Below are 15,261 nucleotides of genomic sequence, written 5' to 3' on the forward strand. Positions count from 1 at the left end.
CAGACAGCGTCCGTACGGTGCGGTGCATGGGATCCAAGACAGTTGACGAGGCCGGCACCGACACCGGCACCGAGGCAAAGCGCGACGAGGAGGACGTGCAGCTCACGAAGGACGGCGACACGGCCGCGGACCAGGCCGACGCCGAGGCGTACGAGGACGACGAGCAGGCGTACCCGGACTCAGATGACCGCTCCGATGCGAGCGCCGGCGGCTCCGGTGTGGGCCAGGGTGCCGCCGCCGTCGTGTCCGCCGGACTCGGCATCGTTTCGCTGACGGGCAGCTGGGTCGGCACCGTGGCACAGGCCCGCGACTCGCTGTACGGGCAGCTGGAGACGGCGCAGCAATCGAGCGTGGGCACCCAGCTCAAGGAGTTGTACGGCGACTCCTGGAACGCCAACGCGCTGGTCGCCGGGTTCTTCGCGCTGGCCGCACTGATCGTCGGCGTCGTCGTGCTCGTGCGGCCCGCGTTCGGGAACCCCGACCGCGTACAGGCCCCGTGGATCAAGTCGGTCGCCTGGGCGGGCGCCTCGCTCGGCGTCATCGGTCTGCTGCTGGCCGCCCTCAAGTACTCCGACATCCTGCTCTCCGTGCCCGCCGGCAGCTGAACCGCCTACTGGGAAGCAGTCTGGAAAACCGCACGTCCTGAGGGGCCTTAGGTCCGCCGCGAGCTTCTTACGGCAGACCTAAGGCCCCTCCCGTGCGCAAGATGCGGAACTCTCCCGATGTGACGCACCCCCCTTGGAGACGAAGGTTGAGGCATCGCACAGAGCGAAGCCAGAAACCGACTTCTTCACGAGGGGTACGAGATGTTCGCGTACGAGCTCCAGCAGATCCGTTCCGCCGAGATGATCCGCGAGGCCGACAACTACCGGCTGGCGCGCGAGGTCATCCGCGCCCGCCGTGCCGCCCGCCGCTCAGCGAAGGACGACACCGAAGGGCAGGTGAACCGCCGCCCGCACCCACGCCGCCACCGCTTCGCACGCGCGGCGTGATGCCGGCCGGGGAAGGGGCCAAGAGCGCCGGAAGTGCCAGCAGTGCCGGGAGTCCGGGGGGACTCCCGGCACTGCGCCGTGCGGGGCTGCCGCCGCGCCGGGCAGGCCAGTCGGGGACGGGCGGGGCGCCGATAATCGCTGCCGCGTTGTCAGACCCCTGTGCGATGCTCGGCGTTGTGGAGACCAGGTCCGTCAGTCCGGTTTTCGTCGGTCGTGCCGACGAGCTGGACGTGCTGAACAACGCGCTCGCCCGCGCTGCCGCGGGCGAGCCACAGGCGTTGCTGGTCGGCGGTGAGGCGGGCGTCGGAAAGACACGGTTCATCGAGGAGTTCGCCGGCGCGGCCGACCGTGCCGGCGCTGTCGTGGCACTCGGCGGCTGCGTCGAGATCGGCGCCGACGGGCTGCCCTTCGCCCCGTTCTCCACCGCCCTGCGCGCCCTGCGCCGCCGGCTTCCCGACGAGCTGTCCGCCGCGGCGGCCGGGCAGGAGGAGGAGCTGGCCCGGCTGCTGCCCGAGCTGGGCGACACCTCGCGTGGGCGGCATGACGAGGAGGGCATGGCCCGCCTCTTCGAGCTCACCGTCCGCCTCCTGGAGCGCGTCGCCGCCGAGCGCACGGTGGTCGTCCTCCTGGAGGACCTGCACTGGGCCGACGCCTCGACCCGCCACCTCCTCGCCTACCTCTTCCGGACGCTGCGCAGCGGCCGGCTCGTCGTCGTCGCCACCTATCGCGCCGACGACGTCCACCGCCGCCATCCGCTGCGCCCGCTGCTGGCCGAGCTGGACCGGCTGCGCACGGTCCGCCGTATCGAACTCGGCCGCTTCAGCCGCGCCGAAGTCGGCCGCCAGATCGCCGGAATCCTCGCCTCCGAGCCTGCCCCGACCCTGGTCGACGAGATCTTCGAACGCTCCGACGGGAACGCGTTCTTCGTCGAGGAACTCGCCGTGGCAGCGCACGAGGGCTGCCGCACCGGCCTCACCGACTCCCTCCGGGACCTGCTCCTGGTCCGGGTCGAGAGCCTGCCCGAGAGTTCCCAGCGGGTGGCCCGGATCGTCGCGGAAGGCGGCTCCACCGTCGAGTACGCGCTGCTCGCCGCCGTGGCGCAGCTCTCCGAGGACGATCTCATCGAGGCGCTGCGGGCCGCGGTGGGAGCCAACCTCCTGCTCGCGACACCGGAGGGGGACGGCTACCGCTTCCGCCACTCCCTGGTGCGCGAGGCCGTCGCCGACGACCTCCTGCCCGGCGAGCGCTCCCGCCTCAACCGGCGGTACGCCGAAGCACTGGAGGCCGACCCGGCGCTCGTACCGGCCGATGAGCGCGCCGCGCGCCTGGCCAGCTACTGGTATCACGCGCACGACGCGGCCAAGGCCCTGCCAGCCGTTCTCGACGCCTCCGTGGCGGCCCGCCGCCGGCACGCCTACTCGGAGCAACTGCGGCTCCTGGAGCGGGCGATGGAGCTGTGGGACTCCGTCCCCGACGCCGTACGGTCCGAGCTGCGCCCCGTCGACTACACCGAGGCCTATCCTCCCTGCGGCTGCGCCCCGGCTCCTCCGTGCGGCTGCGACCCGGCCACCAAGCCGCTGACCTATCTCGACCTGATGGCCGAGGCGGCCGTCGCGGGCCGGTACTGCGGGGAGCGCGAGCGCGCTCTGAAGATCACCAAGCGGGCCCTGCATCTCCTGGAGGGCGACGACGAGCCCCTGCGCGCCGCCTGGTTCTGGGTCCAGCGTTCCCGGCTGGTGCAGGCACTGGCCCGCGGCGACGGCTGGAAGGAACTCGCCACCGCCCAGGAGCTGGTACGAGGCCTGCCGCCCTCGAAGGTGCACGCCGAGGTCCTGGCGACGGTCGCCAACTGGTCCATGCTCCATACACCGGGACCCGACGCCCTGACGGACGCCGAGCGCGCCGTGGAGTACGCGCAGATGGTGGGCGCCCGCGACATCGAGCTGAACGCGCGCCTCACCCTGGGCGGTCTCATGGTCGAGGCGGGCGACATCGAGGTGGGACTCACCGAGGTGTACGCGGTCAGGGACCGGGTCGTCGAACTCGGCATTGCCGCCGTCGTGGGCCGCAGCCATGTGAACCTGCCGTCCCACCTGGAGGGCATCGGCCGCTCGCGGGAGGCCATCGAGATCCTCAGAGAGGGCGTTGAACTCACCCGGAAAATGGGTCTGCTGGAGTCGGAGTCCTGGGTGTGGGAGAACCTCTCCCATTCGCTCTGCTCCCTGGGCCGCTGGGACGAAGCCGTCGAGGCCGCGACGAACGCGCAGCAAGTCCGCCCGAGCGCCAAGCCGCACGGCGGCGCCTGTCTGCTCCTCGCCGTCATCGAGCTCGCCCGGGGAGACGTGGCCGAGGCCGCCCGTCGTCTGACCGAGGCCCACGGCCACTACGGCACGCACGACGCCATGCCCCAGCGCACCCTGCCACTGGCCGGGGTTGCCCTCGGCGTCGCCGCCGCCGAAGGCCGCCTCCTCGACGCCCGCGCCGAGCTGGCACGGGTCCTGGACGCGGGATTCCGGCCCGGCACGCACCGCTACGCCTGGCCCGTGCTGCTCGCCGCCGCGACCGCCGAGGCCGACGCGCGCGGGCTGCCGGCCGCCGAACCGGGCCGCGCCGAGGTCCTCGAAAGCATCTTCAAGGCCGTCAAGAACCTCACCACGGGAGCTCCTGTCTGGCTCGCCCACGAGAAGTGGGTGCGCGCCGAACTCCTGCGCGCCGAGGGCCGGGACACCCCACAACACTGGTCGGAGGCGGTCACCGAATTCGAACCCCTGGAGCGTCCCTACGAGTTGGCCCGCGTCCGCCACCGCCTAGCCGAGTCCCTGCTGGCCTCCGGCCCGGGCGACGACGACGCCCGCGACCGCGCCACCGAGCTCCTGCGCCTGGCCGGAGCCGTCGCCGGCCACCTCCGCGCCCGCCCGCTCACCGAGTCCATCGCCCTGCTCGCCCAACGCGCCCGCCTCACCCTGACGCGCACCCCTCGGGCCCCGGAGCGGCCGGCCCTCACCCCCGCCGACCCGGCCGAGGCGCTCGGCCTCACAAGCCGCGAGCGCGACGTCCTGCGCCTGGTCGCCGCCGGCCGCAGCAACCGCCGGATAGCCGAGGAACTCTTCATCTCCCCCAAGACGGCCAGCGTCCACGTCTCCAACATCCTCGCGAAGCTGAACGTATCCGGCCGCGGCGAGGCCGCGGCACTGGCCCACCGGCTACGGCTGTTCCCGTCCGAGACACCCGCTGCTGAAGCGGCAGGGTGAGGCTTACGCTGTAGAGGACCCCGGGCCCAGGGAGGCGCCGTGTTCAACATGCTCGAGCAACTGTTCGCACCCGGCCGCAAGCACACCCAGGACGAGCGCAACCGTCTGGAGATGACCCGAGAGGACGCCGGGGACAGCGACCCGGGGCGTGGGCCGATAGACCTCACGTCCGGCAAGGTCGTCGTACGCCTGCCTGCCCAGACGCCCGCGGAACCGGACCCCGACGCGGACTGAACCCCGTCCGGTGCCTCCTACGTCACTTCCAGCTCAAGGATCTTGTCGTCCCCGTCGTCCGGGGACCCCCGGCCGTCCGTTTCGCTGGTGACCAGCCACAGCTTGTTCTCGCCCGCCGAGACGACCGTGCGCAGGCGGCCGTGTTCGCCCTCCAGGAAGGCCTGGGGGTCGGCTGCCCTCTCCGTGCCGTTCAGGGGGATGCGCCACAGGCGCTGGCCGCGCAGGCCCGCCATCCAGATGGAGCCCTCCGCGTAGGCGATGCCACTGGGGGAGGCCTCGGCTACGTCCCACTGGGCGATCGGGTCGTGGAACTGGGAGTCGTCGGACTCGCCCTCGGCGTCCGGCCAGCCGTAGTTGTCGCCCGGCTCGATGTAGTTCAGCTCGTCCCAGGTGTTCTGGCCGAACTCGGAGGCCCACAAGCGCCGTTCGGAGTCCCAGGCCAGACCCTGCACATTGCGGTGGCCATAGGAGTAGACGGGGGAGTCGAAGGGGTTGCCCGGCGCGGGCTCGCCGTCCGGGGTCAGGCGGAGGATCTTGCCGCCCGTGGAATTCCTGTCCTGGGCCAGCTCGGCTTCGTACCGCTCGCCCGTGCCGGCGTAGAGCATCTTGTCCGGGCCGAAAGCGATCCGCCCGCCGTTGTGATTCGTGCCCTTCGGGATGCCCCTGAACACCGTGTCGGGTGCGCCCAGCTGCTCACCGGCCGGCTTCTTCTCGTCGTACAGCATGCGCACGATGCGGTTGTCCGACGCCGAGGTGAAGTATGCGTAGACCATGTGGTCCGAGGCGTACTCCGGTGAGAGCGCGAGGCCCATCAGGCCGCCCTCGCCGGCGGCAGCGACGCCCGGTACCGAGCCCACCTCGGTCTTCTTGCCGCTCTCCGTGTCGACCCGGGTGATCGTCCCCTCGTCCCGCGAGGACACCAGCAGGTCGCCTTCGGGCAGTGGCGCGAGGCCCCACGGTGTGTTCAGACCCTCGGCGACGGTCCGCACGACCTTCACGGAGCCCTTCGCGGGTGGCGCCCCCTCGGTCGCCTGCCCGCCGGGGGAGGACCCCGATTCCGTACGACTCGGGGAGGCGTTCGCCCCGCTGTCCGACCCGTCCCCGTCGCCGGAAGAACAGCCGGCCGTCAGCAGGAGGGCGGCAGCGGCCAACACGGCCGTCACAGCTCGACGTTGCACGATCTGGATCCCTTCGACGCGGCAGGTTCTACTGTTCATACACCGCAACCGCCTCACAGGTTCCCGATCTCCGGACGCGAAGTGCGACGAGATCCGGACGGGCATTACGGCGAGACCCTTACGCAGTCCCGAACAACCCTCGCTCATCAAGCTGTGAGCTGTCGTGATGTGGGCCCGTCGTGCTGTGAGCCTCTCGTGCTGTGAGCCTCTCGTGCGTCCCGCTCAGTCCCACGACCCCCGGGCCGCAGGCAGCTCCGCCACCTCCGCCAGATCCCGCGCCGACAGGCGCAGCCCGGCCGCCCCCGCGTTCTCGGCCGCCCAGCGCTCCCGCTTGGCCCCCGGCACCGGCACCACATGCCGCCCCTGCGCGAGCACCCAGGCGAGTGCCACCTGCGCAGGAGTGACCTCCTCACCGATCTCCTTCCCGTGCCGCCGCGCGATACGGCGCAGACCGGCCACGATCGGCTGGTTCGCGGCCATCATCTCGGCCGTGAAGCGGGGATGCCGGGCGCGTACGTCATCGGGTTCGAAGCCCTCACCGGGCGTGAGCGTGCCGGTCAGAAAGCCGTTGCCGAGGGGCATGGCGGCCAGGAAACCGATGCCGCGCGCCTCGCACCACGGCAGCAGCCCGTCCAATGCCTCCGGCGACCACACCGACAGTTCGGCCTCCACCGCGCTCACGGGGAAGACCTGCTGCACCCGCTCCAGCTGCCGGATCGTTCCGTCGTGCAGGTGTGCCCCCGTGCGGCGGCCGGAGCGGGCGCCCACAGCGCACAGCCCGAGCGCCCGTACCTTTCCCGCCGTCACGAGCTCCGCCATCGCGCCCCAGGTCTCTTCGACCGGCACCTCGGGGTCGGCGCGATGCAGCTGGTAGAGGTCGATGACGTCCGTCTGCAGCCGCCGCAGCGAGGCGTCGCAGGCCCGTTTCACATACCCGGGACGGCCGTTGGCGACAATGTGCTGCTCACCGACCAGCAGCCCGCACTTGGTGGAGACGAACGCCTCCGGTCGCCGCTCCTTGAGCACCCGGCCCACCAGCAGCTCATTGGTGAACGGCCCGTACATGTCGGCGGTGTCCAGGAGGCTCGAGCCCTGGTCGAGGGCCGTGTGCAGGGTCCGCAGCGACTCATCGCCCCGCTGCCGCGAAGCCGAGTACGCCCAGCTCATCGGCATGCACCCGAGCCCGACAGCCCCCACCTCGAGTGCCGCAGCCCCGATCGTCCTGCGCTCCACCTGGCTGTGCCCTCCCTTTCGCGACCCCCAAACTAACCTCTGGGTCTGACAATCCTTCGCCTAGCCTCCTGAGCATGACTTCCGAAGTGTGGCTTCCTTTCGACCCAGCCGACATCGATGGCCTCCCCGAAGGCCTCGATTACCGATTCTGGGACGGTGAGCAGGACTTTCCCGCCGATCCCGCGAACTGCGCGCTCTATGTCGTGCCCTACATGAAGAGCAGCGAGGTCTCGGTACGGCCGATGGCCGAAATGACGTCCGTACGGGTCGTGCAGACGATGTCGGCCGGCATCGACCACGTCCAGCCGGGTCTCGGACTGCTCCCCGAGGGCGTGCAGTTGTGCAATGCGCGCGGGGTGCACGACGCCAGTACGGCCGAGCTCACGCTGACGCTGATCCTCTCCTCGCTGCGGGGCATCCCCGACTTCGTACGCGGGCAGGAGCGCGAGGAGTGGCGGTCGGGATTCCGGCCTGCGCTCGCCGACACGTCCGTTCTGATCGTCGGCTACGGCTCGGTCGGCGCCGCGATCGAGGACCGGCTCGCGCCCTTCGAGGTCGCGCGGGTGGCGCGCGTCGCGCGCTCCGCACGTGAGACGGAGCGCGGCCCTGTGCATCCGATCACCGCATTGCCCGAACTCCTCCCGGACGCCGATGTCGTCGTGCTCATCACACCGCTCACCGAGCAGACCAAGGGCCTGGCGGGCGCCGACTTCCTGGCGCGGATGAAGGACGGCGCACTGCTGGTGAACGTCGCCCGCGGCGGTGTCGTCGACACGAAGGCGCTGCTCGCCGAGCTGGAAGGTGGCCGGATCCGAGCGGCTCTCGACGTCACCGACCCCGAACCGCTGCCCAAGGGGCACCCGTTGTGGCATGCGCCGGGAGTCCTGATCAGTCCGCATGTGGGGGGCCCGACATCCGCGTTCTATCCGCGTGCCAAGCGGCTCCTGGTGGACCAGTTCCATCGTTTTGTGAACCGGCAGCCTATGCGGAACGTGGTCCTTACGACGGGCGCGTAGCCTCTGCGACCACCCTCCGCAGTCCTCTGACTGCGGTCGGTTCACGTATCACCACTGGTCGTCACGGAGAGTAGAGGGCCTATGTCCCTGAGTGACGAGACTGGTGTATCGTCCGGACAGGGGATGCGCCGGGCACCGAACGGCGCCGGGGACGAGACAGTGGACTGTGAGGGGGGCGACGGGCGATGTACGGCCTATGGACCAACGATCCGACGCGGCGGGGCCGCCGACGACGAACCTCGCACGCACCACACAGAAGCGGCCACAGCCACCCGCACCACCGCAGGCCCAGCGGCCGCAGGCGGCACGCACATCCGGCAAGCCGGGACCAGAGGGACTCGGGGGCGGCGCGGACCGGAGGGACACAGTGAGCTCCCAGGGGGCGCTGCTGGCCCGCCGCCCGCTGACCGACGGCGGCACGAGCCTGGTCCCGCAAGTGGTGCTGGTCCTGGTGTGCGCGGGATACACCATCGGCTGCGCCTTCAGCTGGGGCTCGCAGACGCTCGCGTTGATCATGGGTGACTTCGGGTTGAGCGCGGCAGCGGCCATCGCGGCCGTCTCCTGCTTCCTCGGCGCCCGGCCCGGCCGCAGCCGCTTTCGCCCCGCCTGGCTGCTTTTCGCCCTCTCCTCCGCGATGACAGCGGCGGGCAACTTCGTCTGGGGCTGGTACGAGGTCGTCCTGTCCCGCCCGATACCCAGCCCCAGCTACGCCGACCTGTTCTTCCTGTGCTTCGCCCCACCGGCCATCGTGGGACTGCTGGTGTTCGCCAAACGGCCCGTGACCAAGTCCGGCTGGATCTGCCTCGCCCTGGACGCCTGGCTGATAGGCGGCTCGCTGCTCACGCTCTCCTGGAGCCTCGCGCTCGCCCAGGCGGCCAAGGCCGGGGGACCGAGCGTCGCGCACACCGCGCTGTCGCTGGCGTACCCCCTACTGGACATCGCCCTGATCAGCATGGTCCTGGCGCTGCACTTCAGGCGATCGTCCGTCCACAGGTCCGCGGTGAACACCGCCATAGGTGCCCTCGCCCTGACGGTGATGTGCGACGCGCTGTTCACCTCACCACTGCTGCACAACGACTACCGCTCGGGCCAGTTGCTCGACGCCGGCTGGTTCGCCGGTTCGCTGCTGCTCGCCTACGCCCCCTGGGTGGGGCACCGACAAGGACAGACGGAAACGGAAGAAGAGGGGCACACGCGCGTGGTGTTCGGCTACGTGCCACGGCCCCGACCGGGACAAGCGGCACCCCTGTCGGAACAACCGGCCCAGGTGCCCCTCCAGGAAGAAGGTCCCAGTCGGCATCCGGCGGGCCGGCCCATCGCCGGTTCGCTCGCGGCACTCACGCCCTATCTGGCCGCGGCCGTCTGCACGTTGGGCATCCTCTACAACGTGCTCAACGGCAGAAGCGTCGACCGCGTGGTGCTCATCACCGGCGGCACGGTCGTACTCGCCCTTGTCGTGCGCCAGGGCATCATGCTGCTCGACAACATCACCCTCACCCAGGAACTGGCCCAGAAGGAGAACCACTTCCGCTCCCTGGTGCAGGGCTCCAGCGACGTCATCATGATCGCCACGCCGAACGGCATGCTCCACTACGTCAGCCCGGCCGCCGCCGGAGTCTACGGACGGCCCGCGGAGGAACTCGAAGGGACCGAACTCGCCTCCTTCATCCACCCGGAGGACTTGGGCTGCGTAGTGCACGAGGTGCGCCGCTTCCTCGCTGCCAGCCCACTTGAGGAACCCACTACGCGCATCGAATGCCGCTTCCGGTCCGGCGACGGCGGCTGGCTCAACGTCGAGTCGACCGTCAACCGGCACAACGGCGGCCTCATCTTCAACAGCCGTGACGTGACCGAACGGGTGCGCCTCCAGGCCCAGTTGCAGCACAACGCCGAGCACGACCCACTCACCGACCTGCCCAACCGAGCCCTGTTCACCCGGCGCGTCCAGCAGGCGCTCTCCGGCCGCCGCTCCTCCGACCGCGGCACCGCCGTGCTCTTCATCGACCTCGACGGATTCAAGGCCGTCAACGACACGATCGGGCACCAGGCCGGCGACGAGCTGCTCGTCCAGGCCGCCCGCAGACTCCAGGACGCCGTACGGCAGGGGGACACCGCCGCCCGGCTCGGCGGCGACGAGTTCGCGGCCCTCATCGTCGGCGACGGCACCCGCGACCGCACCGCGCGCGAGCGCCACATTTTCGAGCTCGCCGACCGGCTCCGCGTCACCCTCTCGCAGCCGTACTCCATCGACGGCAACGATGTCCGGGTGGCCGCCTCCATCGGCGTCGCCTTCGCCGAACCAGGCCTGGGTGCGGGCGAGTTGCTGCGTAACGCCGACCTGGCGATGTACCGCGCCAAGGCCGCGGGCAAGGGCCGCGTCGAGCTGTACGCGCCACAGATGCAGCAGGACGTCGTACGGAAGGCGGAACTCGCGACCCGGCTGCGGGCCGCCCTGCACGACGGCGAGTTCGCGCTGCTGCACCAGCCCGTGGTCTGTCTCGACACCGGCCGGATCGAGAGGGTCGTCGCGCAGGCGCGCTGGCGCTCGGCGCAGGGCGCGCTGCTCACGCCCGCCGACTTCCTGCGCGTCTCCGAGGACAGCGACCGCACCGCCGAGCTCGGCCGCTGGATGCTGGAGGAGGCCATCGAGCAGGCCGCCGAGCGCGGTGCCACCGGGCTCGCCGTGCCCGTCGCCGTCCGGATGGGCGCCCGCCGGCTCCTCGACCGTTCGATGCCCCTCAGTTCCATCGAGGCCCTGCTGACCCGGCACGGCGTGGCCTCCGGTGCCTTGGTCATCGAACTGGCCGAAACGGATCCCCAGGACTCCCTGGACGAGTTGGAGCGCCGCCTGAGCGCGCTCAGGCGTCTCGGCGTCCGGATCGCCCTGGACGGCTTCGGCAGCGGCTACGCGACGATCACCGCGCTACGGCGCCTCCCGGTCGACGTACTGAAGCTCGACCGCTCTCTGGTCGAGGGCGTCGTCGAGTCGGCCCGGCTGCACAAGATCACCAGTGGGCTGATCCGTATCGCCGGTGATCTCGGGCTGCAATCGGTGGCCGACGGTGTGGACCGGCCCGAGCAGGTCGCCGCCCTGCGCGACATGGGCTGCACCCACGGCCAGGGCATGGCGTTCTCCGAACCGCTCGACGAGGTCCGGCTGCGCCGCGCGCTGGCCTCCGGCCGCTACCCCCTGCCCGGCCGCCCGGCCGAGCCGGTCCTCGTCAGCGGCTCGGTGGGCGGTGTTTACGCAGGTGGAGGCTCCGGTGCGTATGCGGTGGGCGGCCCTTCGGGGGTGTACGCCACAGGGACGGCTCTGCGCTCACATAATGAGACTCCCGTCCCACCCACTTGACAGGCACAGTGTGCTGGGGAGAGGGTCTGTGCCATGCGCACCCGAATTCTCGTACTTGGAAAGCGCGTCGGCTGAGCTGGGAACGACCGGATCGATGAACCGGAACTCCCAGCGACCGCACCCGACGCGCTCCCCTCGCTTGCCTCACGGCACGAGGGGTTTTTTGTTGCACCAGCACCAGTCGAACTTCGCACAAACCTCGCAAAAACCCTCAGCATCGAGAAGAGAATGCCGATGACCGAGCAGGCCACCGGGGCCCACCATCCGCAGCCGCGGCCCCGTTCCTCAGGGCAGCCGTCCGCGCCCGAGCACGTCACGGGTGCGCAGTCCCTCATCCGTTCTCTCGAGGAGGTTGGGGCCGACACGGTATTCGGCATCCCCGGCGGCACCATCCTGCCGGCGTACGACCCGATGATGGACTCCAAACTGGTGCGTCACGTGCTGGTCCGCCACGAGCAGGGCGCCGGCCACGCGGCCACCGGTTACGCGCAGGCCACCGGCAAGGTCGGGGTGTGCATGGCAACGTCCGGGCCGGGCGCCACCAACCTGGTCACCCCGATCGCGGACGCGCACATGGACTCCGTGCCGCTGGTCGCGATCACCGGGCAGGTCGTGTCCAAGGCGATCGGTACGGACGCCTTCCAGGAGGCGGACATCGTCGGCATCACCATGCCGATCACCAAGCACAGCTTCCTTGTCACCAAGGCGGAGGACATCCCCCAGGCGATCGCGCAGGCGTTCCACATCGCTTCCACCGGCCGCCCGGGACCGGTCCTGGTCGACATCCCCAAGGACATCCTCCAGGCGAAGACCACCTTCACATGGCCGCCGACCATGGACCTGCCCGGCTACCGCCCGGTGACCAAGCCGCACGCCAAGCAGATCCGCGAGGCAGCCAAGCTGATCACCGCCGCCAAGCGGCCCGTCCTGTACGTCGGCGGCGGCGTCATCAAGGCCGGCGCGACCGCCGAGCTGAAGGTCCTCGCAGAACTCACCGAAGCGCCCGTCACCACCACCCTGATGGCGCTCGGCGCATTCCCCGACAGCCACCCGCTGCACGTGGGAATGCCGGGCATGCACGGTTCGGTCACCGCCGTCACCGCGCTGCAGAAGGCCGACCTGATCGTCGCCCTCGGAGCCCGCTTCGACGACCGCGTCACCGGCAAGCTGGACAGCTTCGCCCCGTACGCCAAGATCGTCCACGCCGATATCGACCCGGCCGAGATCGGCAAGAACCGCGCCGCCGACGTGCCGATCGTCGGGGATGCCCGCGAGGTCATCGCCGACCTGGTCCAGGCTGTGCAGAAGGAGCACAGCGAGGGCAACACCGGCGACTACAGCGCCTGGTGGAAGGACCTCAGCCGCTGGCGCGACAACTACCCGCTCGGCTACGACCAGCCCGACGACGGCTCGCTCTCGCCGCAACACGTCATCGAGCGCATCGGGCAGCTCGCCCCGGACGGCACGATCTTCACGGCGGGTGTCGGCCAGCACCAGATGTGGGCCGCGCACTTCATCCAGTACGAGAAGCCCGCGACCTGGCTCAATTCCGGCGGCGCCGGAACCATGGGCTACGCGGTCCCGGCCGCCATGGGAGCCAAGGCGGGGCAGCCGGACCGTACGGTCTGGGCGGTCGACGGCGACGGCTGCTTCCAGATGACAAATCAGGAGCTCACCACCTGCGCCCTGAACAACATCCCGATCAAGGTCGCCATCATCAACAACGGCGCCCTCGGGATGGTCCGCCAGTGGCAGACCCTCTTCTACAACCAGCGCTACTCCAACACCGTGCTGCACAGCGGCCCGGAGGCGGACGGCAGGCAGCCGAGCGCCGGCACCCGGGTCCCCGACTTCGTGAAGCTGTCGGAGGCCATGGGCTGCCACGCCATCCGCTGCGAGTCCCCGGACGACCTGGACAAGGTCATCGAAGAGGCGAACTCCATCAACGACCGCCCCGTCGTCGTCGACTTCATCGTCCACGAGGACGCGATGGTCTGGCCGATGGTCGCCGCCGGCACCTCGAACGACACGATCATGGCCGCCCGGGACGTCCGCCCCGACTTCGGCGACAACGAAGACGACTGAGCGAGAGAGACCACCGAGAAATGTCCAAGCACACGCTCTCCGTCCTGGTCGAGAACAAGCCCGGTGTCCTCGCCCGGATCACCGCCCTGTTCTCCCGCCGCGGCTTCAACATCGACTCGCTCGCCGTCGGTGTCACCGAGCACCCCGACATCTCCCGCATCACCATCGTGGTGAATGTCGAGGACCTTCCGCTCGAACAGGTCACCAAGCAGCTCAACAAGCTCGTCAACGTCCTGAAGATCGTCGAACTCGAGGCGGGCTCGGCCGTTCAGCGGGAACTCGTTCTGGTGAAGGTCCGCGCCGACAACGAGACCCGCTCACAGATCGTCGAGATCGTCCAGCTGTTCCGCGCCAAGACGGTCGACGTCTCCCCGGAGGCCGTCACCATCGAGGCCACCGGCTCCAGCGACAAGCTGTCCGCCATGCTCAAGATGCTGGAACCCTTCGGTATCAAGGAACTCGTCCAGTCCGGCACGATCGCGATCGGCCGCGGCGCACGTTCGATCACGGACCGGTCGCTGCGCGCGCTGGACCGTTCTGCGTAAGTCCTGATACGGGCGGTCGAGCTCCGAAAAGGGGAGCGGGCCGCCCGTATTCCGAGACCGCGAAACTTCCCTTCCCCTCACCGTCATACGGTGGGACGCAACACCTGCACTCCCGAGGAGAGAACCCAAAGTGGCCGAGCTGTTCTACGACGCTGACGCCGACCTGTCCATCATCCAGGGCCGCAAGGTCGCGGTCATCGGCTACGGCAGCCAGGGCCACGCCCACGCGCTGTCGCTGCGCGACTCGGGTGTCGACGTCCGCGTCGGTCTGCACGAGGGCTCCAAGTCCAAGGCGAAGGCCGAGGAGCAGGGGCTGCGCGTGGTGACGCCGTCGGAGGCCGCCGCCGAAGCCGACGTCATCATGATCCTGGTGCCGGACCCGATCCAGGCGCAGGTCTACGAGGAGTCCATCAAGGACAACCTCAAGGACGGCGACGCGCTGTTCTTCGGTCACGGCCTGAACATCCGCTTCGACTTCATCAAGCCCCCGGCGAACGTCGACGTGTGCATGGTCGCCCCCAAGGGGCCGGGCCACCTCGTGCGCCGTCAGTACGAGGAGGGCCGCGGAGTTCCGTGTATCGCGGCCGTCGAGCAGGACGCGACGGGCAACGCCTTCGCGCTGGCTCTCTCGTACGCCAAGGGCATCGGCGGCACCCGCGCCGGTGTCATCAAGACGACGTTCACCGAGGAGACCGAGACCGACCTGTTCGGTGAGCAGGTCGTCCTGTGCGGTGGTACGGCCGCGCTGGTCAAGGCCGGTTTCGAGACGCTGACCGAGGCCGGCTACCAGCCGGAGATCGCGTACTTCGAGTGCCTGCACGAGCTGAAGCTGATCGTGGACCTCATGTACGAGGGCGGCCTGGACAAGATGCGCTGGTCGATCTCCGAGACCGCCGAGTGGGGCGACTACGTCACCGGCCCGCGGATCATCACGGACGCCACCAAGGCCGAGATGAAGAAGGTCCTCGCCGAGATCCAGGACGGTTCGTTCGCCCGCGAGTGGATGGCCGAATACCACGGCGGTCTGAAGAAGTACAACGAGTACAAGAAGCAGGACGCCGAGTCGCTGCTGGAGACCACGGGCAAGGAGCTGCGTAAGCTCATGAGCTGGGTCAATGACGAAGAGGCGTAAGCCGTAGGCACGGGGCCGCAGCGATCCGCTGCGGCCCCTTTGCCGAACCCCCGGTAACCACTCGTCCACGGCCTGCAGCCACGGATGAGTGATCCTTCCGCGGAGGCGCAGGATGACCTCCCACGCGGCACTAGACTGCTGCATTACATACGCGTCGGGCCACAGCGTCGTGCGTCTTCCACGCGGCAACCCCCTCCACCGCTTGCGGCCGTCGGGACGGCCGTCCGCATTGGACTTGTGAGG

At 69.8% G+C, this 15,261-nt stretch carries 11 protein-coding genes; 9 read left to right on the forward strand and 2 right to left on the reverse strand.

Annotation, left to right across the window (positions count from 1 at the left end; genetic code table 11):
- The first annotated feature begins 26 nt into the window (after nt 1-26).
- From ACGFNK_RS32680 to ACGFNK_RS32695, 4 genes are all read left to right on the forward strand, one after another.
- Nucleotides 27-605, forward strand: a complete 579-nt coding sequence (locus ACGFNK_RS32680) for a hypothetical protein (protein WP_393421679.1) — start codon at nt 27-29, stop codon at nt 603-605.
- A gap of 201 nt (nt 606-806) precedes the next feature.
- Nucleotides 807-992 (forward strand): hypothetical protein, encoded by a 186-nt coding sequence (locus tag ACGFNK_RS32685; protein ID WP_393421681.1) that lies wholly within the window; start codon nt 807-809, stop codon nt 990-992.
- Nucleotides 993-1,156: 164 nt separating this feature from the next.
- Complete coding sequence (locus tag ACGFNK_RS32690; RefSeq protein ID WP_393421683.1) at nt 1,157-4,243, forward strand: AAA family ATPase; 3,087 nt, start codon at nt 1,157-1,159, stop codon at nt 4,241-4,243.
- A 39-nt stretch (nt 4,244-4,282) separates the two neighbouring features.
- Nucleotides 4,283-4,477, forward strand: a complete 195-nt coding sequence (locus ACGFNK_RS32695; protein ID WP_388683266.1) for a DUF6191 domain-containing protein — start codon at nt 4,283-4,285, stop codon at nt 4,475-4,477.
- Between the two features lie 17 nt (nt 4,478-4,494).
- Here ACGFNK_RS32695 and ACGFNK_RS32700 read toward each other — a convergent pair whose 3' ends face one another.
- Together ACGFNK_RS32700 and ACGFNK_RS32705 are read right to left on the reverse strand one after the other, a co-directional pair.
- Nucleotides 4,495-5,694, reverse strand: coding sequence for a PQQ-dependent sugar dehydrogenase (locus tag ACGFNK_RS32700; protein WP_393421685.1), 1,200 nt, complete (start codon nt 5,692-5,694; stop codon nt 4,495-4,497).
- 183 nt (nt 5,695-5,877) lie between these two features.
- Nucleotides 5,878-6,888 carry an aldo/keto reductase gene (locus ACGFNK_RS32705; protein WP_393421687.1) on the reverse strand — a complete coding sequence of 337 codons (1,011 nt, stop codon included), beginning with the start codon at nt 6,886-6,888 and terminating at the stop codon, nt 5,878-5,880.
- Between the two features lie 74 nt (nt 6,889-6,962).
- Between ACGFNK_RS32705 and ACGFNK_RS32710 the strand changes: the two genes are divergently transcribed.
- From ACGFNK_RS32710 to ilvC, 5 genes are all read left to right on the forward strand, one after another.
- Entirely contained in the window at nt 6,963-7,904 is a 942-nt protein-coding gene (locus ACGFNK_RS32710) for a 2-hydroxyacid dehydrogenase (protein ID WP_393421689.1), read from the forward strand.
- A 196-nt stretch (nt 7,905-8,100) separates the two neighbouring features.
- Nucleotides 8,101-11,256 carry a putative bifunctional diguanylate cyclase/phosphodiesterase gene (locus ACGFNK_RS32715; RefSeq protein WP_393421691.1) on the forward strand — a complete coding sequence of 1,052 codons (3,156 nt, stop codon included), beginning with the start codon at nt 8,101-8,103 and terminating at the stop codon, nt 11,254-11,256.
- 234 nt (nt 11,257-11,490) lie between these two features.
- The gene (locus ACGFNK_RS32720; protein ID WP_386356668.1) at nt 11,491-13,341 is read left to right on the forward strand and encodes an acetolactate synthase large subunit; all 1,851 of its coding nucleotides are present in this window, start codon (nt 11,491-11,493) and stop codon (nt 13,339-13,341) included.
- A gap of 20 nt (nt 13,342-13,361) precedes the next feature.
- Nucleotides 13,362-13,886, forward strand: a complete 525-nt coding sequence (gene ilvN, locus ACGFNK_RS32725; protein WP_344392540.1) for an acetolactate synthase small subunit — start codon at nt 13,362-13,364, stop codon at nt 13,884-13,886.
- Between the two features lie 130 nt (nt 13,887-14,016).
- The gene (gene ilvC / locus ACGFNK_RS32730) at nt 14,017-15,018 is read left to right on the forward strand and encodes a ketol-acid reductoisomerase (RefSeq protein ID WP_386356671.1); all 1,002 of its coding nucleotides are present in this window, start codon (nt 14,017-14,019) and stop codon (nt 15,016-15,018) included.
- Nucleotides 15,019-15,261 lie beyond the last annotated feature (243 nt).

The sequence above is a fragment of the Streptomyces sp. NPDC048825 genome (assembly GCF_043198355.1).
Lineage (GTDB): Bacteria > Actinomycetota > Actinomycetes > Streptomycetales > Streptomycetaceae > Streptomyces > Streptomyces xiangluensis.